Genomic DNA, 21,624 nt, shown 5'->3' with positions numbered 1-21,624 from the left:
CTCTTACTTAATAAGTTTAGCATTTCGTCCATATTCTACTAACCACCGACTAGTGGGGTCAGGTAATTCGTATGCAATACCTTCAAATTCATTTTTATCAAAAGTACCCTTGTCAACAATCTTAGGAGCTGTTCTACCCTCGTTAAGTGGATTAGTTTTATAATCCTTCTGAATAAAAACAGCCTATGTAGTTATACAGGTTCTTCAACCATAAGTAGTTGTTTTCTTCCGTAAATTACAACCTTTTTTGTCCCTCCTTTTAAGAGAACAATAGAGCCATTTGGTAAAAACTTTTCTTTAAAAAATTGCATAATTCCCTATCCTTGCTTTATCTAAATGTAATTCTATATTCATGATGTTGCTTCTCCCTTTTCTTTTCCGCATTCTTTACTGACTATAGGAGAACCACGATTATATACTTAAAATTCAATACAGACTCTTTAAATGGTTTCATGTGTTCTACCCCCATCTTCTATATGCTTCCTTAAATAATAGTACCTATGGAGTTCCATAATGAAATGAAACAACATAAACGAAAGCATGGAGTATACACACATTAATACAATTGCTACCATCTTTTGTGTTGCAAAACCAAGACTGATATTAGCAATGAGTTGACCCAATCCTACAAAAGCCACTACTCCAAAACTAGAGTTTTTTTTCGATGATTTTGATTTTTTGATTGATTCCTGAAGTTTTTTAATATGATTTTTATAATAATAATGCAAAGCAAAAATATACAAACCAACCGAAAAAATAAAATAGATAGGAGTTTGTAATCCTAACATTCCATATGCAAACTTTTGGGTTATAACTAATAATCCTACTGAACATACGATGCCAAATACCCCACGAAATAGAGTGTATTGTAATTGTCGCTTCCTAGGATTTATAACAATCCATATTGCCCATACATTTAAAAAAGCAACTGGTGGAACTATTATGTACATATATATCGGTTGAACAGGATTCGCAAAAGCAGGTAAAAGCACAAATATATCTGCTATCCCAATCACAAGAGTAATTATAGTCGATCTTATATCATTTACAGCATAAAGAGCCATATAATATTCAAAAGCTTTTTTGTTAAAATCTGTATTTTTTTCATGTTAATTAAACCACCCCGCAACTGTTGACCAAGCTTTTTTCGAACCCGTTTTCACCCTATCCTTAATACTATTATCTTCACCATCACCATCTAAATCAACATCCCATTTTACACCTTCTGTGAAATATTATTCCCTTCTCGAAAAGAAGATCAACCCATTAATACGATCTAGAGGCTTATCAAAAATTTCAAAAAGCCAAAGATTTTGCCGATATCGAATCTATTAGGACTCACACCATGCGCAAAAGCTTTGGCTATTGGTTCTATAAACAAAAGATGTTGCTATGTTACAAGAAATTTCAAATCACAGCACACTACAAATTACACTTAAATATATTGGTATCAATAAGGAAGAAAAGGATAATGTCCTTGATACACTCCTTATCTAATTTTTAAAAGTAACTTTCTTGAAAAATATAACAGGAAATTCAAACTATATATTAAAAAAAGTAAAAGCGGACTCATAAGAGCCAACTTTTACTTTTTTTAATATATCTTATGAAAGATTTAAAATTAATTCTGCTAAACTATCACAAATAACTTCGAAGCTTCTGCTTTCATAATCTTCTAATTTTACTTGTCCATTTTCATTATCTACAACTACCAAGAGACCATTAAATTCCATACCAATAGGAATATTATTCAGTTGATTATCATGTGCGCCTCGGTATCCTTGTAAAGATACATAAAAATCATGTAGTTCAATTCCTGGTATAACAGGATTTAATTCAAAATCATAACCTAAATAATTACCCCCTAAGTCTAAAAACCAATAAGAATTATAATATTCTTTAATTGAATTATGTAATTCTATCCCCAAATCTTTTTCTATATCAGAAAAATCATGAATTATATTTTTCTCTAAAGGTTTCCAAAATACGTACCCCTCTGTATCAGGTTCTCCTTCATAGATAAAAGTCTCTGCTTCTTCTATCCATAAAGATTTTGGCAATGAATTATTACAATCTTGCCACTCTCTAATTATTTTATCAAAACAATTTTTCATTTCATTTTTCATTTTTTTATTTACCGCCTAATGTATGATGTTCAATAAATTTCTGAAGCATTTCTACATATCCTGCATCTTTTCCCCCATGCTCCAATCGATTTTTCTGCGTTATGAATCCCTCCAAAACCAGGATGTAGTGGCAGCGGAACACCAACAGCTTGACCACCACCAATATGGTGATGGACTAATTTAGTTCCACGTAATCCAGTAAAATCATTTCTTATTAAATTTACTGTGTATCAGTTCAAAGAATTTATTTGTACCAAGTGAAATTGCGCCAATAATAAGAACACCAATAATAAAATAAATCTTTTTAAATAAGTTGTAAGGAGATAAAATAGCAACTACAAGAAGTATTATAATTGCAACGAATGTGACTAATTTCCCAACTTTAAATGCTTGCATATCAGCTTTCCTCCTTCTGGATAAAAACAGCCAATATAGTCATACATCACAGGTTCTTTAACCATAAGTTTTTGTTTCCTTCCATAAATCACAATACTTAAAATTCAATAAACCTCTTTAAAAGGTTTCATGTGTTCTACCCCCATCTTCTATATGCTTCCTTAAATAATAGTACCTATGGAGTTCCATAATGAAATGAAACAACATAAACGAAAGCATGGAGTATACACACATTAATACAATTGCTACCATCTTTTGTGTTGCAAAACCAAGACTGATATTAGCAATGAGTTGACCCAATCCTACAAAAGCCACTACTCCAAAACTAGAGTTTTTTTTCGATGATTTTGATTTTTTGATTGATTCCTGAAGTTTTTTAATATGATTTTTATAATAATAATGCAAAGCAAAAATATACAAACCAACCGAAAAAATAAAATAGATAGGAGTTTGTAATCCTAACATTCCATATGCAAACTTTTGGGTTATAATTAATAATCCTACTGAACATACGATGCCAAATACCCCACGAAATAGAGTGTATTGTAATTGCCGCTTCCTAGGATTTATAACAATCCATATTGCCCATACATTTAAAAAAGCAACTGGTGGAACTATTATGTACATATATATCGGTTGAACAGGATTCGCAAAAGCAGGTAAAAGCACAAATATATCTGCTATCCCAATCACAAGAGTAATTATAGTCGATCTTATATCATTTACAGCATAAAGAGCCATATAATATTCAAAAGCTTTTTTATTAAAATCTGTATTTTTTTTCATGTGAATTAAACCACCCCGCTACTGTTGACTAAGTTTTTTTCACACCCGTTTTCACCATATCTTTAATACTATCATCTTCACCATCATCATCTAAATCAACATCCCATTTCACACCTTCTGTGAAATATTATTCCCTTCTCGAAAAGAAGATCAACCCATTAATAAAATCTAGGCTTATCAAAAATTTCAAAAAGCCGGAGATTTTGCTGGTATGTCCAAGTTTAGTAGATTACTTGCAAGAACTTCGCACCAAAACCACCTTAAATCAGTATGCCACAATTATCATAAAACAAGTTAAATACCAACGTAATCAAAAGTTATTCGAAGCATCTAGAGCAGCATATGAAATTGGCAGAAAGGAAGATATTTAGATAGGAAGAATTTTTTTCATAAAAAAGACATGCTAAATTATAGCATGTCATCTTTTAAAGATTTCTACCAAAACGTTTAAAGTATTCTTACTAAAAGGATATTTATAAACAAAAGCTTTATTTACATTTCTAATAACTTTTCACGTAAAACTAATTCTTCATCTGTCATGTATCCTTTATGCATTTCTTCTGTGATTTTATCGTAGTTAAAACACAACACATTCTCATTACCTATAAATCCAATAGGGTAAAGAACACCTACATAATCAAATTCACGTTTATCTTCTGAAATAGCCATTCTTCCAATAATCATAACGCTTTGTTCCATATCTTCTAGCTTAACTACTGTTCCAATTGGTAATAGTTTCATTGATACTTTTGCCTCCTAAATATTGAATAAATTCCGAGAATTATAAATCTACTATTTTTTCTTATTGTCTATACGTTTATAGATATACTCTACTGTAAAGTATGCAATAACATTGCAAATTAGCAGCAAACCTATAAGTAAAATTTTATCTTCTAACCGTATAGTAGAAGAAGCCCCAATTAACAACATAAACATAATACATACAGTAAAAGTCAGAATTCTATTTATTGTACGCATATCTTAATTACTCCAGTCTTATATTAATCCCGTTTTTTTGTAAATTTATCATAAAATTTCTCTTGCGCCCACCGTCCAAATTTTAAAAAACATATTAAACCTGCTCCCAAAAGAATGAGAACGATAGTTCCTAACAACTTTTCCCACCAATTGTTGGATGGAGTAATCATTAACCCTATAATAGATACGGATATTACGACATAAACTAAAATATATAATGGTTTATACGATGGTGTTTTCATATCATTTTTTCTCCTCAGATTTTTCAAATTTAAAACTACTTCCCACAGTAAACCCCTCTAAAACAGGAACTGTTATACCAGTTTCTTTTCCAACGCTACCTTTCAAACCTATTGCGCCCAATCCCAAATCACCTTTAATTTTTAGATCTGTATCTCCAATAATTGGCAACCAATCTGGAAAATGTAGCATACTTACTTCTACTTCATACTTAAGTGTAGAAGCTTCCGATGCTGCTTTTAAGGAGTAATCGTCAATACCTGCTACAACTTCTCCTGAAAAAATTTTTTGAGTAACTGTAACCTCTCTATCTTTTAATTGTATAATACCTAAAGGTGTCATGAAAGGAATTGTGGATTTAAATTTATATGAGTTATCTAAAATACCTGCTTCCCCTTTTAAACCAATAACTTTACTAGCAAATACATCTTCTTTTAAACTCTTCCAATCATAGGGTATATTCACATCCAATTGCCCAGCTATAGCCTTTGTTGAAAGCTCATCAATATATCGTTCCTTAGTAAGCTTATCACCATTAGAGAAGCTGCTCTTTTTTCCCATTATAGACCCTTCAGCCTCAAATCCAATTCGCTTTCCTTCTTTACCCTTTACTGATCCCTCCATGAACTTAGCATCTTCGTCTCGTGACTTTTTCTTATCTGCTTCAAGAGTTTTCTTTTCTGTAATTTTCTTTTCTGTAATTTTCTGAATAGGCGCTATCCAATCCATATTCAACCCTTGCGTACTAAATGTACCACTTGCAGGACTAAAGCCTTTTCCACTTTGAACTTCCGCCAAACCTGTCGCAATGCTAACAGCTAGTTGGAGAGCAGTATCATAATTACTACTAGAAGTATAATTAAATTCATATAGATGTTCTAGTTTTTCTTGCAGTTTTTGCCTCATCACAGTAAAAAGATTTACCATAGCTTCCATACCTGGGATTGGCATAGCTTGACTGATGGCTTCCATACTTGCTTTCATTCGGTCAATTTCTCGAATTTGTTCTAATATTTCTTGTTCAATTACATCTGTGGAAGCGACTTGTGATTGAAATTGACTTGGAAAAGCATCGTTCTGGCGAATTAACTCTTCACACAGATAAATGATTCCTTGCGCTAAAGGACGAAAGGTTTGTACAAAAAATGATTTTGCACTGCTATAAGTTTGTCCTTGTAGAACAGTATCAATTGCAAAGGCATCAATTGACTGAATGACTTGTTCCATACCTTGAATAGTAGCGTTACATACAGCATTCATACTTTGAGTTTGGCCTTGTACTTCTCCTAAATACATATTTAAGCTCATGCATTGACCTCCCTCGCTAATTGTTGTTGTTGATAGGAAAGATCGTTTTCTAAATCACTAAGGTTTCGTCTTTCTTTAAGCAACGTTTCTTTTTGGTTTTCTAATTCAAATGTGACTTTTCGTTCAATATGTTGTGCCTCTTGATATGTATTCATAAAAAACTGAGACATTTCTCTATCACCATGCCAAGTTCCTAAAATTCGATCAAACAAACGATGGTTTCGACCTCTCCATTCATAAAAATCTGCTTCCGCTTGCTCCTGAATGTGAATCGCGGATTGATTTCGGTCTTGTTCTTCAAATACACTTCTTAACTTTTGATTTACTTGATTGATTTGTTTTTCAATATCTTGACTCATTATATTCCTCCTGCCATTTTACCTTTACGTAGGTTGTCACATTAGCGAAAAGTGTTGTGAAGTTCGTTATCCATTCTCTCAAACTCTTGGGCTACTGAATGAATATTATCAACCGCTTGTTGAAAGGCAGCGGAAAATTGTTTCGTCAAGTCTAACATTTGTTGATTCGCTTCTTGTGCTTTGAAATTAACAGATAATGTTGTACGCGTCGCCTTTGTTATAGAACGATTTGTTGCACTTTGGATTATATTCGAAGCTGTTCTCATCTGCGTAGCAATTTGTTGTGCCGTTTGAAAATTACTTTGAAATTGTCCCATCACTCAAATCCTTTCTCTAATTTTCAGAAGATGCCAAAGAAACCCCAATAAATATATGAAAATTCCCTATTAATATCACTCTTTTTAAACGTGTGTCCAGCTAAGTTGGGCATGCAATCAAATGAGCCATACACTATAAGCTGTATGGCTCATTTGAAATGCCTGTTATATAGAGTATGACAATTTTTATTTCAAACCGAAATTACGTGATAATTCTTCATCATGAGAAGCAACAGCTTCTGCAGTTTTATTAAGCTGCATATTAATTTCTTGTAATAGCTGTGCAAAGTTTTGTACTTTTGGCTTTAATTGATTGAACTGTTGATCAAAACCTTCGAAAGCACGACCTTCCCATTCTCCTCTTAATTCATTTTGTAAGTTTTGTAGTTGACTTAAAATGTCCTCAATTTGATTTGCACCTTGTCCATATCGAGCCGCTTTCGATTTAAGCTCCTCTGGTGACATACGAATTTGTCCAGCCATTTTCATTTCCCCTTTAATACATAATGAGCAAAATATAAATTGGTTAATTTTACTAAATATATTATAATGTATTATTTTGAACTTTAAAACATTTTATCTTTCTATTGAATATTAGAATATTAATATTCAACTTTTTCTTACTTTACAAGATTTTATGCAAAAAAGACCACCAAAAGGCAGTCCCTCAAAACTCAATCCCATCCCGCGCTCCACTACTTTCTCATACAAATAATTCGCAACGATAATATCTACTACAGCCAAACCAACTGATTTAAAAATAGTAATCTCTTCATCATTTTCGCGTCCGTTTTTCCCCCGCTTAGGATTTGTCCAAGTTCGGCGTGGAGATTGCTAGTTTTATCGAAATTTGAAAATTACCTGTTTCTAGATTCTATTCAATTAAGCAATCCTACAAATGCCTCTTCTTCCTCATCTATAAAACCTACAAATATAATTTCTTCGATATCCTCATGATTAAATACAAATGTATACTCAGGATTAATATATCCTTCTGAATAAAAACAGCCAATATAGTCATACATCACAAGTTCTTTAATCCTAAGTTTTTGTTTTCTTCCATAGTTATTTATGTGAATTCAGCTCGTTTTTTTGTTTTGGGTGAAAAAATTTTTAACTTGATAGCAATGTGGTGCTGCCCCTATTAGGCAAATTCGAAAAAGAAAAGACACCCAAAGGTGCCTTCTTCCGACTTGAACCATCTTAATTTTATTGTGTAGTTATTATATAAGAAAAGAAGACATCGCTTAAGATGTCTTCTTTTCCTTGTACACTTGGTGTTAAGAAGGTATTTATTGCTTAAAAACCATAAAAAAATATAACAATCATCGAGTAAACCTATTATAGCATCAATAAATAGAGTTTTTATATGCATTTTTACATATATATAGATTTATTTATGTTTTATCTATATAGTTAAATTGTCTGTTTCTTGTTTTAATTCGTTTGTTTATTTTGAGTGCTCCAGCAATGGAGCCTTTTTTTTATGCAATAAAACATTTTCTTAGCATTACTTAGTTGATCTATATTAACTTTACCCCCTTAAATTATATCTATATTTTACCAAATATTTATATAGATAACCAGTTTTTTCTAAAAATCTAGTGAATTGATAATTTTAATGTTAGTTGTTAATATTCATAGAAAAATTCATTATGCAATGAAAATTGAGAAATCAAGAATTATAAAAAACTTATAGTATCTTTTGTAAAAGTATATTTATAATTTGTATATTAATATGTTATAATTTAATTTCTAAAACTACCAAAAAAGGACTGCCAGTAATGAACTGAATCCAAAAAATTAGACAAATATATTAAGCAGCTACTAAGGATTGAACTCTGTATTGCACAGGGGACAATCCTTTTAGTTTTGTTTTAATTCTTTTGTGATTGTAGTAATGAATATAAGTTTCTAGTTCTTGCTTAAATTGTTCCATACTTTCAAACTCTTTAAGATAAAGTAATTCAGACTTTAATAAGCCAAAGAAATTTTCCATGACTGCATTATCTAAGCAATTTCCCTTACGGGACATACTTTGGATAACGTTATGTTTTTTAAGCGACTGATGATATTGTCGCATTTGATAATGCCAACCTTGATCCGAGTGTAAAATAGGAGTTTCCTTATCATTCAAACATTGAAACGCCTTATTTAACATTTTAGAAACAAGGGAATAGGCAGGTCTATGTTCTATATTGTAAGCTATAATTTCTCCGTTATATAAGTCTAAAATGGGTGATAGATATAGTTTTTTACCATGTAAGTGGAACTCCGTCACATCTGTTACCCATTTCTCGTTTGGTTTTGATGCGTGAAAATTACGTTTTAAAATATTAGGAGCGAATTTCCCGACAGTCCCTTTATATGAACGATATTTTTTTAATCGAACAAGACATTTTAATCCCAGGATATTCATTAAACGTCGAACGGTTTTATGATTTAATGCATGGCCTCGATTACGTAATTCCAATGTAATACGACGATAACCATACCTCCCAAAATTCTCACTAAAAATCTCTTTAATTAATTCTTTAACTTTCTTATATTTATCTGGACGTTTCGCTTGTTTCATCCAGTAATAATACGTACTACGAGCGATATTAGCGACTTTCACAAGGTCAACGACCTTATATTTATGCCTTAATTCATAAATCAATTGCGCTTTGTCTTGGTCTGTGATGTTTTCTTCTTTTGAACTAAGGCATTCAACTTTTTTAAATAGTCATTTTCCATACGCAGACGTTCATTCTCTGCTTGTAGCGCTTCTATAGAACCTTCAAGAAATACTTCGTTTTGTTTTAAATGTTGTAGCTTAGCTTTTTCTTTGGCCATGGTTAGACGCCCCTTTTTCTTTGATTTTAGGGCATCTAATCCTTCTGTTTCATAAGCTACTTTCCATTTTCGGAGTGTTTCGCAAGAAGGAATATTAAAAAAAGCAGCTGTTTCTCTCAGAGATGTCCCATTTTCATTCATATAATGAATTACATCTAGTTTATACTCGAGAGGGTAAGTTGTATAGCGTTTTTCAAACGCCTTTTCCCCTGAAAATTCAAACCGTTTAATCCATTGATAAAGTTCTCTAGGATGAACCCCTATAGAATTAGCAATGGTTTTTCCGCCTTCCGTACCTTCTAGATATCGTTTTACTGCTTGTATTTTATCTTTTGAAGAAAATTTAGCCATAAAAAATGCACCTCCAATTGTTAGTTATGTGTCTAACAATTGGGGTGCACTTCAGTAATGGTGGTCTTTTTTAAATTGGTAAGATTGTACTAGGTTGAGCAAAAAAATGGAACCGAAAAAGTTATTTCTAATGAGGATAGCCTTCTTATGATGAAGTTTCATTCAGTGGATCTGCAAGCAAACATAAAAGAAGGAAAAAATTACGATTTTACTTTACGTGGATATAGAGTACCTATACTTTCATGGTTTCCAAATTTAGATGGTGCCGAACCACAAAATTAGCACTATTCTTTAATAAAAAATCCTACTCATTTTTTAATGAGTAGGATTTTTTATTAAAGAGCTATTTCGTATTAATTTGTGCCATCATTTAATATGCTATTTTTAAATGATTTCCAAATTTGATGACTAATTATCTAAATTTCTAAACTCTATACAGCACTATCAATTAAACAATTATTAAATATATCTTCTATCTAAAACATCGTATTATCATTAACTGCTTCACTTGGAATCTCTTGAATTACATCCCAGTGTTCGACAATCTTTCCATCCTTGATACGAAATATATCCACTATAGCAACTCCCTTATCTTGAGAATTAGTACGAGAATGTACATGAAGAGCAACTGTATCCCCTTCAGCTACTACACGTTTAATCTCTGCAGAGGAATTAGGATTTTTAACAAAATCCTCCTTAAAGAAATCCATGAAGGCTTTTCGTCCATCAGCAACAAAAGGATTATGTTGCTTATAATCTTCGCTAACATATTTAGGGATAATATCGATATTATGTTTGTTAAAAACTTCATTATAGAAATCAACTACCATCTTTTTATTCTTTTCATTTTCTTTCACTTCTTTTGATACAGAAGCAACATTTTCGCTCTTTATTGAGTTACCTTTGTTATTACCGGTGGAAGCTTGAAATATCAAAGTCGATACAATTCCTAAAATAAACACAGAAATAATTATTACTATTAAACTTTTCTCTAATTTCATATATACCTACCTCTTCTACTTAAATAAGTTCTCTTCTATAAAAAGCTTGAAGAAGGAGAAACCTTCCCCAAAATGTAATGTCAGGGGTAATGTTAGGAATTTCATTTATCCTAACCTCCCCCTATACAACGCATATTAGAAACGATTCATTCTAACTTAATACCTCATTAACAGTTGCACTGTCCACAATTTGAATAAACTTCTTAACCTTATCGTTCTCATCAAACTTATAAAGGTGACAAAAATCTGCTATGAACGATTTCCCTGTAGCTTTATATGTCCCACTATATTTTCCATACACGATAACAGTATTGTTATTAAAAGCATAGATTTCATCTTTAGCGCTATAGTCATCCCATTCTGTGCCAAGACGTTCATGTACGTTTTTCACTACTTCATCTGGACCTATATAAGTACCTGCATATGGAAACCCAGCAGCTTCTGTCCAAGATACATTTTCACTTAAATACGTTTTGAACGCATCCAATTTCCCTTCGCCAGTTAACCCATACGTTTCATGTAATAGCTTTTGATATTTATTCATATCATTAACCCCAAGGCATTTCTTTTGTTACAACTTTTGCACTTAATTCTAATACACCTTTATTTGCATAGCCTGGATATGCTGCTTCAAGTTTTGCCACAAAATCTTTTGAAGTTCCACTTTCCTCAGAAGCTTGAACCGCAGTTCTTAGATAATCCATTGTCGCAGTAAGTGCTTGATTATTTAGGGATTTTTCGATTGATCCATGGCTAGGTACAATTATGTCAGCATGTAATGCTTGTAATACTTTCAAGTTCTCAATCCACGCCTCCATAGCCGCTTTTGAGCTAGTATCCGCTAAGAATACATGTATTTCGTTAAAAACATCAATACCACCAATTAATACTTTTAGTTCTTTATTAAATAGGCTAGTTCTGTAATGATCTAAGCCTACTAGTTCAAATGTTAACCCCTGAAAATCAATCGCTTTTTCTTTAAACACTTGAGGTAATACCACGTTACTTGGTGCATTTTCTCCAAGGGCGTCTTTCCAAACTTTTAATTTCCCTAAGACAGAATGAACGATATGTTCAACAGTAGACTCTGTTGCATACGCTATAGCTTCTGGGTAAACAGCTTTAATGCTCTCTAATCCAAAGTAGTAGTCTGGATCCCCATGAATAATAAAGATTTTATCTAAAGATAAGTCGTTTTTTTTCAGATACTCAACAATTTCTTTCGAATCAGATTGAGTAAATTTTGAGTTTATTAAAAATGCATGTCCTGCTTTCTCAACTAATGTTGCTGTGACCATAAAGCTTTTTTCGTCCGAACTAAACACCGTTAATTTCACATCTTTTTGATTTGTATCGATTGTTGTAAACATAGTATGTTATTCTCCTTTTGTTAAAGTTATTAACTAATTATCATATTTTTATCTTGTTCCGATAAAGTGAAACTTTAATCAGTGGGGGTTTTGTTCATCCCCCACTGATTATTAGTTGAACCAATCGGACTTTTACGGACAGTTGATCCCCCACCTAACTTCTTTGCTTCCACTGAATTTTGAGGTGGGGGTCTTACTGCCCGTTAAAGCGGGATAAAATCTCCCACTCCCATTTATCTGAAAGTGTAATAGTACTAGCGAATATTCCGGAGATCAATGTCAGGTGGCCTAAGATAACGTGTTTGCTACTATATCCTAAATTTTCTTAATATAAATTTTTAAAACGCGCTTCAATTTTATCCGGTGTCATTACGCCACCACCAATAGGAATAATTTGATTATCCTTTTGTAAAAGTAAGGAAGGATAGCTATTAACACCAAGCTGTCGAACTTTATTAAAATCATTTTGGACATCTATTATTGTTTCTTGAGCGTTTAAACGTTCTAATACTTGTTCAGGGTCCAAACCATGCTCGATTGCAATTTTACGATATGTTTCAGGATCACTCAGACTTTGGCCCTCATAATAAAACGCTTTTTGCATAGCCGAAGTGAATTCTAATAAACGGTCTGGCGCTAATGAGCGTAAAGCTGAAAAGCCAATTGCAGCATCTTTCGAATTCATTTTAAAAGTCCCTTCCTCCACCAATTTTTGATAGGAAGGACCAAATTCAGCACCTGTAAGTTGATTAATTCTTTTATTTCCTTCTTCTATATATGAGAAGTTTTTCATTGGTAAATTATCCAAAAATAACCCTCCACATAAAACCGTTAATGGCACTTCAGTGTGGTTTTTGTAAAATCCTTTAATACTTTCTGAAAAACCATAGCACCATCCACAATATGCATCCCATACGTAAATAAGGTTATCTTGTTTCGTCTCCATTTAAATCTCCTACCTTTTTTTTATTATCCAGCTCAACTAAATTTTTGATTTATATAAGTACATCTTTTTATACCTTGTTCTTTTTTAGATACCTTACTATATTTCCCCAAAACTAATATTTCCAAAGAAAGATCCACCAAGGTTTTTAACAAAAGATAACGTTGCACCTTATTGCCCCGTAACAGAAAATACTAAAGCTTAGAATATGCATCGATTTGAATGTGTTAGTAACTTTCTACACCGGGTGGCAACGTATGGACCACCATCCTTAATTAAATATATAAATCATATTTTTAGCAGATATTAGTTGTAACTAAATTGATTACATCTTTATGTAACTATTTTAGTTACAACTAATATAGAAGTCAATTCTTTTTTTCGAAAACATTAAATTTCTACATTATAACGAAATTCTGTGTTAACTTGTAAAAAAAAAGAGGAGCCATCTCCTCTTCATAAATAAACACTATTTAATTTGTTCCTTATACTCATGGTTAACAACTACATACCACTTTCCTGTATCAAATTTTTCTTTATTAATCACGTAAACTTTACTTTCTCTCATTACCTCCCCTGGTTTTAATCCCTTAGTAATAGTAGAGGTCTCGCCTTTTTCAACCGCATAACTACTAGCTGCCAACACATCACTTTGGTAAGCATTATCATTTTCATCCACTAAATCCACTGATGGTAAAACGGCTAATTTCATCGGTTCGTTTGTGATATTTTTCCCTTCTGCTTCTACAACAATAAAGACATGTCCATCTTCAGGTTTTTGGAATCCTATACTCTCTTTACCAACCTTATCTCTTTCTACAACTCTTTTTACAGTTACATCAAATTTAGGTGTATGAAAATCCTTGTTTACAGCATACTCTTTTTCTTTTATTTTTGATTTCTCTTTTGTTTGTTCTGTATTTTTCTGCTTTGTATTCTCTTTCGTTTTCGTCTCATCAGTCGTTTGCACTTTCTTTTCTTCTTGTTTAGAATTGGTTTCTTTAGATTCTGAAGAAGTTTTGTCGGATGTATTGCCACAACCAGATAAATTGAATACTAAAGCGCCACCTAAAATACATGTAGTAAATTTTTTCAACATCTCTTTTATCCCCCAATAACACGATATATAAATTTCTTACTTATCATAGCAAAAAACACGATCTTAAATTGTTGCATCTTGTCGAATGATTAAGAATAATCAAGTTACTCCACATCTTCTTTTATTATAAAGGTAAATATAACGTCTATAAAACCTGCTATAATAGGTTTTTACACCCTTAGCATACAATTTTTTACTTTCGGTAATGTGCCCCCCATTTGAAGGATAATTGAAATATTAAGACCAACTGATAGAGGTGTTTGCGTGGAATTATTTGAGTATTATAAAAAAAGGGGAAGTTGAATTGTTTAATTGGAACTGGGCTTTTTCTTTATGGATTAATTGGTATGTATAATACTTGGGGTAATATTAATTGGGGACCAGTAATCTTAATTATTATAGCTTCTCTTGTATTTTTTAGTATTGGATTTTGGCAATTAAGAAAAGGAAATTTACTAGAAAAAAATATAGTTAAAAATGATTTAACATTTTGGGATATTGGTACTTATGTTTTGTTAGAATTACCCAGCAATAATAAACATTTAGGTTTATATACTCCTGATGGAAGATATGTAGCAGGAACAAAGATGATTTCTTCAACATTACCTATTGTAAAAAACAAAAAAGTTTTTGGATTAGAAGCAAGTGATGGAGAAATTCTTGCATATTTTCATAGTGAAGTTGAAAATTATGATTGGGCTATTTATGATTCGAATTATAATTGTGTAGGTATGTTTAAAGAAAATATGATACAAGGATTTGGAATGGTACGTGGTTCTTTGATGAATGAAAAAGAGATAAAAATTTCTGAGATAGAAGTGGAATTTGATTTTTTCGAAACGTCTTTTCGTACATTGGATGATCGTATATTAATAAACTGCAAGAGGGGATATATGCCTTTAGAATGGAGTGAAAGATTTGGCTTAAATGTACCGATTATTAAATTAGGTAATAATATTTCTAATGCTGAAAAAATATTTGGTTTAGGTATTCTTCTTTATATTTTAGAAACAATTAAAGTAAGAAAAAGTAGGATTTTTAATGATTAGAATTAATTATTTATATTATGAAATTTATTGAATCTTTTATTAGAGATTACATCGCCGAAAGTGAAATATTGTATATTTTAGAATTACTTTACGTTTACTTTTTAAAATTGATGAGCATTTGTTATGCCAGAACCAACTGGAAATGGAAACGGCAAGCGAGTATACTCCGCTTGCCGTTTTTTCATAGCTTCGTATGTATTTGAATCCCTTTCGCTTTCTCTTCTTCACCCTTCACGCGTACAATTAAATCATATGACCCAGGTTTTGGCGCTTCAAAAGAAAGCAAACCTTCTTTTTGAGAAGTGACTTCTTCTTCATAAATGACCTTATCATCTTTTGTGACTTGCAATAAAATCGTACCTTCTTCAACTGCTGCCTCATAAGGAATTTCCACATTTCCTTTTTCAGCTTTAAGCGTTTGTACATCGTAATACCCCTGCAAAGAACCAATTGTTAAAGTCGTTTCGCCATTTTTTTGAACCTTTGTGACTTTTGTTGCTGTATTACATGCGCTTAATAATACAACAAGAGTCAAAATGAGAAATGAACGAAGCAATTTCATAGAGAGTCCCCCTTCCATTAAATATATTAAGGATAAAATATACAATCTAACATATCATTACAATTATAGTTGAAAAATAAGGAAAATTATATAACAGGAAATGCAACTATAAACAATCACTGACCATTAGTCTACAACCAATCCCACACCCCAACACAAAAGAAAAAAGCACCAGGTCCCCCCTAGTGCTCTCCCTCTAAAACAAATGACAAGCCACCTCATGCCCCTTCGCAATCTCAACCATCTTCGGTACTTCCTGTGCGCATTTTTTAGTGGCGAATTTGCAGCGCGTTCTAAATTTGCAGCCGGACGGTGAGTTGAGCGGGCTTGGAACTTCACCCTCTAGGATGATCCGGTCTTTACCAGTGTTTGTTGGATCTGGTTCTGGCATAGATGAGAGTAGTGCTTGTGTGTATGGATGTGCCGGTTTTGCGTATAGGTCTTCACTATCGGCAATTTCTACTATGTTTCCTAAGTACATGACTCCGATTCGGTCTGATATGTGTCTTACCATGGATAGGTCATGTGCGATGAATAAATATGTGACGCCTGTTTCTTCTTGAATGTCTTGCAGCATGTTTACGACTTGCGCTTGGACTGAGACATCTAGTGCTGAGATTGGTTCGTCACATAGGATAAAGTCTGGTTTTACAGATAGTGCGCGCGCGATGCTAATGCGCTGGCGCTGGCCCCCGCTAAATTCGTGCGGGTAGCGATATAAATGTTCTTCTTTTAAGCCTACCTTTTTAAGCAGGTCTAATATGATTTCTTTTTGTTCTTCTTTTTCATAAGATCCATGAATGTTCATTGGCTCACTAATAATTTGGAATACGTTCATTGCCGGGTTTAATGATGCGTATGGATCTTGGAAAATGATTTGCATTCTTTTTCGATATTCTTTTAGTTCACTTTCCTTTAAACTTGCGATATCTTTTCCGTCGAATAAAACGTTACCTGAAGTGACGTCGTGTAAACGAATGATGCTTCTTCCTGTCGTTGATTTTCCGCAGCCAGATTCTCCTACTAACCCGAATGTTTCACCTTTTTTAATTGTAAAGCTTAAGTCATCGACTGCTTTTAATTGCTCTGTTTTCCTGCCAAATAGTCCTTTTTTAATAGGAAAATACTTTTTTAAGTTCCGAACTTCAATTAAGTTTTCTTCATGCATGTGAATCACCTACTGTCTTATCGTTTAACCAGCACATGGAACGTCTTTCGTTTCCGATTTCAAAATATGGCGGACGTTCTTTTTCACAAATGTCCATCGCATGCGGGCAACGCTCTGCGAATGGGCAACCTTGTGGCGGGTTTAATAAGTTTGGCGTTACACCTTGAATAGGAGCGAGCCTTTCTTTTACGCCGTTCGCTATTTTTGGCAGAGAGTTTAATAACCCTTTCGTATATGGATGATTCGGCGATTGGAAAATATCAAGTACAGGTCCTTCTTCCATAATAAGCCCGCCGTACATAACGATAACGCGCGTACAGTTTTGCGCGACGATTCCTAAGTCATGCGTAATAAGAAGTAACGCCATATTTGTTTCGTTCTTTAAGTTTTTCATTAAATCTAGTATTTGCGCCTGTATCGTTACATCAAGTGCCGTCGTCGGTTCGTCAGCAATAAGAAGGTCCGGATTACAAGACATCGCCATTGCGATCATAACCCGCTGCTTCATACCACCGCTTAGTTCATGCGGATATTGTTTTACCCTTTCTTCTGGTGACGAAAGGCCAACTTGTTTTAACAAGTTGATCGCGATCTGCTCTGCTTCTTTCTTTTTCACTTTTTGATGCCTTATAATTACTTCCGTCATTTGTTTTCCAATTTTCACGACCGGATTTAGCGCTGACATTGGGTCTTGAGAGATAAGTGAAATTTGATTTCCTCTAATAGAACGCAATTCTTTTTCAGATTTAGAAAGTATGTTTTCATTATGAAAAAGGATTTCCCCTTCTTTCACTTTTCCTGGTGACGTAACGAGAGACATAACAGACTTCGCCATTACACTCTTCCCGCTTCCAGATTCCCCAACGATACCGACTACTTCTCCTTTATTTAAGCGAAATGTAACGCCGCGAACCGCTTCAACTTCGCCACTTTCTATGAAAAAAGAAGTCTTTAAATTTTTCACTTCTAGTAGTTTTTCAGACACGCTTCTCACTCCTTTCACTTAACACTTTAGTTTTCATGTCCGGCTCCTTTTGGTGCGAAAGCTTTCTTCAATGCTTCACCAATTACGTTAAAACTAAGTACCGTTAAAAGGATAAGGAATCCTGGGAAGAGTGTTAAATACCAAGCTTCACCAATATATCCTTGCGCATTGTTTAGCATGCTGCCCCAAGAAGAATCTGGTTCCCTAATACCTAAACCTAAGAAGCTAAGTGATGATTCCATTAAAATCGATGTCGCAATCGTTAATGTCGCGGCGATAATAATGGTTGATAAAATGTTAGGAATGATATGTCTTACAATAATCATAAGTGATTTTTGTCCTGATACTTTTGCGTATAAAACGTACTCACGCTCTTTTACAGATAACGTTTCTGCCCTTACAATACGGGCCGTGTCCATCCATGTTAGTAATCCGATAATAAGAACTAGCGTCGTAATTCCTGGTTTTAAATACGCATTTAATAGTAGCATTAAAAAGAATGATGGAATTGACATAAGCACTTCAACAACTCTCATTAAAAAGTTGTCTAACTTTCCGCCAAAATATCCGCTAATTGTTCCAACTGCTGTTCCGATTGTAATAGAAACAACCATCGCAAGGAAACCGACCGCAAGTGAAACTCGTCCGCCATATAACGCTCTCGTTAAGTAATCCCTTCCGTAATCATCCGTTCCGAAAGGATGACTCATACTCGGTTCTTGTAAGCGATCTGGAATCGACATTTTGCTAGGATCGTACGGCGACACGAATGCGAAAATTGATGCGACCGTTAAAATCGCAAGTATAATAACTCCCATTGCAACAAACTTATTTTTTGTAAAGCTATGTTTTATCGTTTGAAATCTCCTATTATTCATTCCAAATCACCCCCTCATTCGAATGCGCGGATCTACTACGCCATATAAAATATCAGCAATTAAGTTACCGAGAATTAACATGAATGATGATAGTAATGTAATTGCCATGATAATCGGATAATCAAATCTAAAAATAGCATTTACCCCAAGTGAACCAAGACCCGGCCATGAGAATACTGTTTCCGTAATGAACGCTCCGCCTACTAAACTTGGAATCGATAATCCGAAAATTGTAATGATCGGTATTAATACATTTCGAAGTACGTGATTAAATAACACCGTTTTCTTTGAAGCGCCGTACGCATATTGAATTTGTACATATTCTTCTTCTAATTGCTGAATCGTACTTGAACGAATATATCTCATATAAACAGATACGTTTTGGAATGCTAACACCATACAAGGTAAAATGCCGTGTTGCACAATATCCCAGACAGAATCTTTACCTACGGTGCGCATACCCATACTCGGAAGTAGGTTCAATTTTAAAGAGAATAAGTAGACTAATAGTAGTGCAAACCAGAAAACCGGCATAGAAATACCAACGTATGAAATAAAGTTTACAATGCGGTCAAAGAATGAATTCTTTTTCACACCTGTAAATAGTCCAAGTGGTATTGCGATTACGAATGAGACGAGTAAAGATGATCCCATTAACCCAATTGTTGCAGGTAATCTTTCTGTGATAAGTTCCAAAACAGGACGATGATTTTGAAGTGAGTAACCAAAATTTCCTGTTAAAATGTTTTTTAACCATAAAAAATACTGCACGTAAATTGGTTGATCTAGTCCTAAACTTTTGCGAATACGCTCCACATCAATTGGACTCATGTTTGGCGTTACAAAGTTTCGAACGGGATCCCCCGGCGCTAGCTTTATTAATAGAAAAGAAATAATAGAAATAACAAATAAAAGCGGAATTGCATTTAAAAGCCTCTTCGCAATTACTTTATACACAAACTTCCCCCCTCAAGCTAAAGAAGCTGATTTCCACCAGCTTCTTTATTGTTTCTTATTTCACTTCATAAATCTTAGATAGATCTTCAAACATTGTGACAGGAATTGCTTTCGCTTCTTTTAATCCATCAAACTTTTTATCTACTGCAATAACTGCTTTCGGATACGCGATTGGTAGATAAGGTACGTCTTCTCTAGCTGTCTCTTGAATTTTATGGTATAGCTCTGCGCGTTTTGTTTTATCTGTTTCAACTGCAGCTTCTTCCCATAACTTATCGAAATCAGCGTTTTTATATCGTGCATAATTGTATTCAGCATTACTTAAGAATAAGCTCTTATATGAATCTGGCTCAGGTCCCATTATGTAACCACCAAATGTAATGTCATATTCTTTATTCTCTTTATCTAAGCCTTTTTCACTTGCTGCACTAGCATCTAATGCATTTAGTTCAACTTCTAAGCCAACTTCTTTTAATTTTTGTTGTGTATAAAGCGCTAAGCTTTCCATGATTTTGTTATTCGTTACATACATCACACGTACTTTTTCTTTATCTTTCACGCCAGCTTTTGCTAATAAATCTTTCGCTTCTTTTTTATCATACTTATAGTCTTTAATATCTTTCGCATAATACATAGCGTCCGGCGTTAAGATTGAATTTGCTGGTTCTGCAAATTCACCCGAAACGAATGCTGAGTTAATCATTTCTTTTTTATCTAACGCATGCGCAATTGCTTGGCGCACTTCTTTTTTCTTCATAAGATCAGTATTCATGTTATAAGATAAGTAGAATAATCTACCTTCAGGGAATGTCACCATTGAGAAGTTCCCAGTGCTATCTAGTTTCTTAAAGTCTTGCGGCTCAATCATTTTCATGTTGATTTGACCATTTTGCAGTGAAACATTTGCTGTATTACGGTCTTTTACAACGCGGTATACGATAGAGTCTAATTTAGCTTTCCCACCTACATAATCATCAAATCGATCTAATGCAACGTACTCATCTGATTTATACTCTTTAAACTTAAATGGCCCTGATCCTACAGGCTGTAAGTTTTTCTTACTCTTCGCTAAATCTGCTTCCCCTTCAAATACATGTTTCGGAATTGGGAAGAAATCATTCATCACACCTTCGAAAGATGCGCTTACTTGTGGTAAAACGAATTGAGTAGTTAACTCATCTACCTTTTTCACCTCAAGCGGCTTTCCTTTAAAAATAAAGTTTTCACGACTTGAGCTATTTTGCTTCTCATCTAAAATAGATTGGAATGTAAATGCTATATCGTCTGATGTAATTTTCTTACCATCATGCCATTTCAAATTATCTTTTAGTTTCAATGTCCACGTTAATTGATCTTCTGAAGGCGTAAAGCTCTCAGCAAGAACAAACTTTTTCTTACCGTCTTCCATATGATATAGCGGCGCATATAAAGCTTGCTGCACAGTTAATGACACACGATCATTCGCATAAAGCGGATTCATCGTATCTGGATTATCGCTAACACCAATCGTTAACGCCCCTCCATCTTTCGGAGTCCCTGATTTACTAGTGCCCGCTTGCTTCGAATCTTTTTCCCCTGAACAAGCAGCTAATGCAATAAATAATAGTAGGACAAATGGTAATACAAACAACTTCTTCTTCATATTTCGACCCCTCTCGACTATTTACACCTATAAGAAAACTCGGAATTAATACCGAGTTTTCTTATAGGTTTTAAATTACCACTACCGGTATGTATTGTCAAACTTTTTCGCAAAGGTAGAAAGTTTGTAATCTATTAATGCATTCTTGCGATAAACTATATTTATGCGGAGGAGAGAATAAAAAGACCACGAATAAGTAGCCTCATAAAATGATTTAAAAAACTAGCAGCTTACAGAAACCCCCTCTAAAATGATTGTTTTATATGATCGAAAA

At 33.6% G+C, this 21,624-nt stretch carries 25 protein-coding genes and 5 pseudogenes; 3 read left to right on the top strand and 27 right to left on the bottom strand.

Going from position 1 to position 21,624, the window contains the following annotated elements; translation table 11 throughout:
• Nucleotides 1–163 precede the first annotated feature (163 nt).
• Both NST90_RS04700 and NST90_RS04695 read right to left on the bottom strand, forming a co-directional pair.
• A pseudogene (locus NST90_RS04700) lies at nt 164–311 on the bottom strand (DUF4176 domain-containing protein); the annotation flags it as partial.
• 129 nt (nt 312–440) lie between these two features.
• Nucleotides 441–1,064 (bottom strand): hypothetical protein, encoded by a 624-nt coding sequence (locus NST90_RS04695; protein WP_139894332.1) that lies wholly within the window; start codon nt 1,062–1,064, stop codon nt 441–443.
• Nucleotides 1,065–1,148: 84 nt separating this feature from the next.
• On the opposite strand from NST90_RS04695, the pseudogene NST90_RS04690 reads away from it, so the two are divergent.
• Nucleotides 1,149–1,497 (top strand): annotated as a pseudogene (locus NST90_RS04690) (tyrosine-type recombinase/integrase); the annotation flags it as partial.
• A gap of 107 nt (nt 1,498–1,604) precedes the next feature.
• On the opposite strand, the gene NST90_RS04685 reads toward NST90_RS04690, so the two are convergent.
• From NST90_RS04685 to NST90_RS04620, 14 genes and pseudogenes are all read right to left on the bottom strand, one after another.
• On the bottom strand, nt 1,605–2,126 hold the full coding sequence (locus NST90_RS04685; RefSeq protein ID WP_097863258.1) for a SecY-interacting protein Syd: 522 nt from the start codon (nt 2,124–2,126) through the stop codon (nt 1,605–1,607).
• A 29-nt stretch (nt 2,127–2,155) separates the two neighbouring features.
• On the bottom strand, nt 2,156–2,290 hold the full coding sequence (locus tag NST90_RS04680) for a hypothetical protein (RefSeq protein WP_229189016.1): 135 nt from the start codon (nt 2,288–2,290) through the stop codon (nt 2,156–2,158).
• Nucleotides 2,291–2,330: 40 nt separating this feature from the next.
• A complete protein-coding gene (locus tag NST90_RS04675) occupies nt 2,331–2,522 on the bottom strand; it encodes a hypothetical protein (protein WP_001147554.1) in 192 nt (63 codons plus the stop codon).
• Between the two features lie 11 nt (nt 2,523–2,533).
• A pseudogene (locus NST90_RS04670) lies at nt 2,534–2,617 on the bottom strand (DUF4176 domain-containing protein); the annotation flags it as partial.
• Nucleotides 2,618–2,639: 22 nt separating this feature from the next.
• A complete protein-coding gene (locus NST90_RS04665) occupies nt 2,640–3,308 on the bottom strand; it encodes a hypothetical protein (protein ID WP_061139746.1) in 669 nt (222 codons plus the stop codon).
• A 492-nt stretch (nt 3,309–3,800) separates the two neighbouring features.
• On the bottom strand, nt 3,801–4,049 hold the full coding sequence (locus tag NST90_RS04660; RefSeq protein WP_000771621.1) for a DUF4176 domain-containing protein: 249 nt from the start codon (nt 4,047–4,049) through the stop codon (nt 3,801–3,803).
• 260 nt (nt 4,050–4,309) lie between these two features.
• Nucleotides 4,310–4,528 carry a hypothetical protein gene (locus tag NST90_RS04655; protein WP_000856866.1) on the bottom strand — a complete coding sequence of 73 codons (219 nt, stop codon included), beginning with the start codon at nt 4,526–4,528 and terminating at the stop codon, nt 4,310–4,312.
• 1 nt (nt 4,529) lies between these two features.
• Entirely contained in the window at nt 4,530–5,834 is a 1,305-nt protein-coding gene (locus NST90_RS04650) for a T7SS effector LXG polymorphic toxin (protein ID WP_000056055.1), read from the bottom strand.
• Nucleotides 5,831–6,193, bottom strand: coding sequence for a DUF3958 family protein (locus tag NST90_RS04645; protein ID WP_000076120.1), 363 nt, complete (start codon nt 6,191–6,193; stop codon nt 5,831–5,833). Before NST90_RS04645 ends, NST90_RS04650 begins: the two co-directional genes overlap by 4 nt.
• A gap of 41 nt (nt 6,194–6,234) precedes the next feature.
• Nucleotides 6,235–6,510 (bottom strand): TIGR04197 family type VII secretion effector, encoded by a 276-nt coding sequence (locus tag NST90_RS04640; protein ID WP_000529653.1) that lies wholly within the window; start codon nt 6,508–6,510, stop codon nt 6,235–6,237.
• Between the two features lie 186 nt (nt 6,511–6,696).
• Nucleotides 6,697–6,993 carry a WXG100 family type VII secretion target gene (locus NST90_RS04635; protein WP_000918591.1) on the bottom strand — a complete coding sequence of 99 codons (297 nt, stop codon included), beginning with the start codon at nt 6,991–6,993 and terminating at the stop codon, nt 6,697–6,699.
• A 126-nt stretch (nt 6,994–7,119) separates the two neighbouring features.
• A complete protein-coding gene (locus NST90_RS04630; protein ID WP_229163620.1) occupies nt 7,120–7,272 on the bottom strand; it encodes an ornithine cyclodeaminase in 153 nt (50 codons plus the stop codon).
• Between the two features lie 116 nt (nt 7,273–7,388).
• Nucleotides 7,389–7,574, bottom strand: a pseudogene (locus tag NST90_RS04625) (DUF4176 domain-containing protein); the annotation flags it as partial.
• A gap of 752 nt (nt 7,575–8,326) precedes the next feature.
• Nucleotides 8,327–9,696 (bottom strand): IS3-like element ISBth167 family transposase gene (locus NST90_RS04620; protein ID WP_087942837.1). Its coding sequence is split into 2 segments (ribosomal slippage): nt 8,327–9,231 and nt 9,231–9,696, totalling 1,371 coding nucleotides; the frame shifts between segments, so codons are not numbered across the junction.
• A gap of 147 nt (nt 9,697–9,843) precedes the next feature.
• Between NST90_RS04620 and NST90_RS04615 the strand changes: the two genes are divergently transcribed.
• Nucleotides 9,844–9,978 (top strand): hypothetical protein, encoded by a 135-nt coding sequence (locus NST90_RS04615; protein ID WP_000975273.1) that lies wholly within the window; start codon nt 9,844–9,846, stop codon nt 9,976–9,978.
• A 194-nt stretch (nt 9,979–10,172) separates the two neighbouring features.
• On the opposite strand, the gene NST90_RS04610 is transcribed toward NST90_RS04615, so the two are convergent.
• The 5 genes from NST90_RS04610 to NST90_RS04590 form a co-directional block, all read right to left on the bottom strand.
• Nucleotides 10,173–10,697 (bottom strand): ester cyclase, encoded by a 525-nt coding sequence (locus NST90_RS04610; RefSeq protein WP_283748302.1) that lies wholly within the window; start codon nt 10,695–10,697, stop codon nt 10,173–10,175.
• Nucleotides 10,698–10,848: 151 nt separating this feature from the next.
• Nucleotides 10,849–11,241, bottom strand: a complete 393-nt coding sequence (locus tag NST90_RS04605; protein ID WP_283748301.1) for a nuclear transport factor 2 family protein — start codon at nt 11,239–11,241, stop codon at nt 10,849–10,851.
• Between the two features lie 4 nt (nt 11,242–11,245).
• Nucleotides 11,246–12,067, bottom strand: a complete 822-nt coding sequence (locus NST90_RS04600; protein ID WP_283748300.1) for a cytoplasmic protein — start codon at nt 12,065–12,067, stop codon at nt 11,246–11,248.
• A gap of 325 nt (nt 12,068–12,392) precedes the next feature.
• A complete protein-coding gene (locus NST90_RS04595) occupies nt 12,393–13,013 on the bottom strand; it encodes a DsbA family protein (RefSeq protein ID WP_000448622.1) in 621 nt (206 codons plus the stop codon).
• 466 nt (nt 13,014–13,479) lie between these two features.
• A complete protein-coding gene (locus NST90_RS04590; RefSeq protein ID WP_025966929.1) occupies nt 13,480–14,109 on the bottom strand; it encodes a hypothetical protein in 630 nt (209 codons plus the stop codon).
• A 264-nt stretch (nt 14,110–14,373) separates the two neighbouring features.
• Between NST90_RS04590 and NST90_RS04585 the strand changes: the two are divergent.
• Nucleotides 14,374–15,158 (top strand): annotated as a pseudogene (locus NST90_RS04585) (ABC transporter ATP-binding protein).
• A gap of 181 nt (nt 15,159–15,339) precedes the next feature.
• On the opposite strand, the gene NST90_RS04580 reads toward NST90_RS04585, so the two are convergent.
• From NST90_RS04580 to NST90_RS04555, 6 genes are all read right to left on the bottom strand, one after another.
• On the bottom strand, nt 15,340–15,720 hold the full coding sequence (locus NST90_RS04580; protein ID WP_000771856.1) for a hypothetical protein: 381 nt from the start codon (nt 15,718–15,720) through the stop codon (nt 15,340–15,342).
• Between the two features lie 196 nt (nt 15,721–15,916).
• Entirely contained in the window at nt 15,917–16,888 is a 972-nt protein-coding gene (locus NST90_RS04575) for an ABC transporter ATP-binding protein (RefSeq protein WP_130067851.1), read from the bottom strand.
• Nucleotides 16,881–17,873 carry an ABC transporter ATP-binding protein gene (locus tag NST90_RS04570; RefSeq protein ID WP_016121976.1) on the bottom strand — a complete coding sequence of 331 codons (993 nt, stop codon included), beginning with the start codon at nt 17,871–17,873 and terminating at the stop codon, nt 16,881–16,883. The genes NST90_RS04575 and NST90_RS04570 overlap by 8 nt, the downstream gene beginning before the upstream one ends.
• Nucleotides 17,874–17,899: 26 nt before the next feature.
• Nucleotides 17,900–18,751: an ABC transporter permease gene (locus NST90_RS04565; protein ID WP_001065278.1), complete on the bottom strand. Its 852-nt coding sequence runs from the start codon at nt 18,749–18,751 to the stop codon at nt 17,900–17,902.
• A 6-nt stretch (nt 18,752–18,757) separates the two neighbouring features.
• Nucleotides 18,758–19,708, bottom strand: coding sequence for an ABC transporter permease (locus tag NST90_RS04560; protein WP_000278778.1), 951 nt, complete (start codon nt 19,706–19,708; stop codon nt 18,758–18,760).
• A gap of 55 nt (nt 19,709–19,763) precedes the next feature.
• Complete coding sequence (locus NST90_RS04555; RefSeq protein WP_046392390.1) at nt 19,764–21,350, bottom strand: ABC transporter substrate-binding protein; 1,587 nt, start codon at nt 21,348–21,350, stop codon at nt 19,764–19,766.
• Between the last annotated feature and the right edge of the window lie 274 nt (nt 21,351–21,624).

Source organism: Bacillus sp. FSL E2-8900 (assembly GCF_037966225.1).
Taxonomy (GTDB): Bacteria; Bacillota; Bacilli; order Bacillales; family Bacillaceae_G; genus Bacillus_A; species Bacillus_A cereus.
The sequence above is the reverse complement of the archived record's forward strand: the minus strand, read 5'-3'. Positions and strand labels throughout refer to the sequence as shown.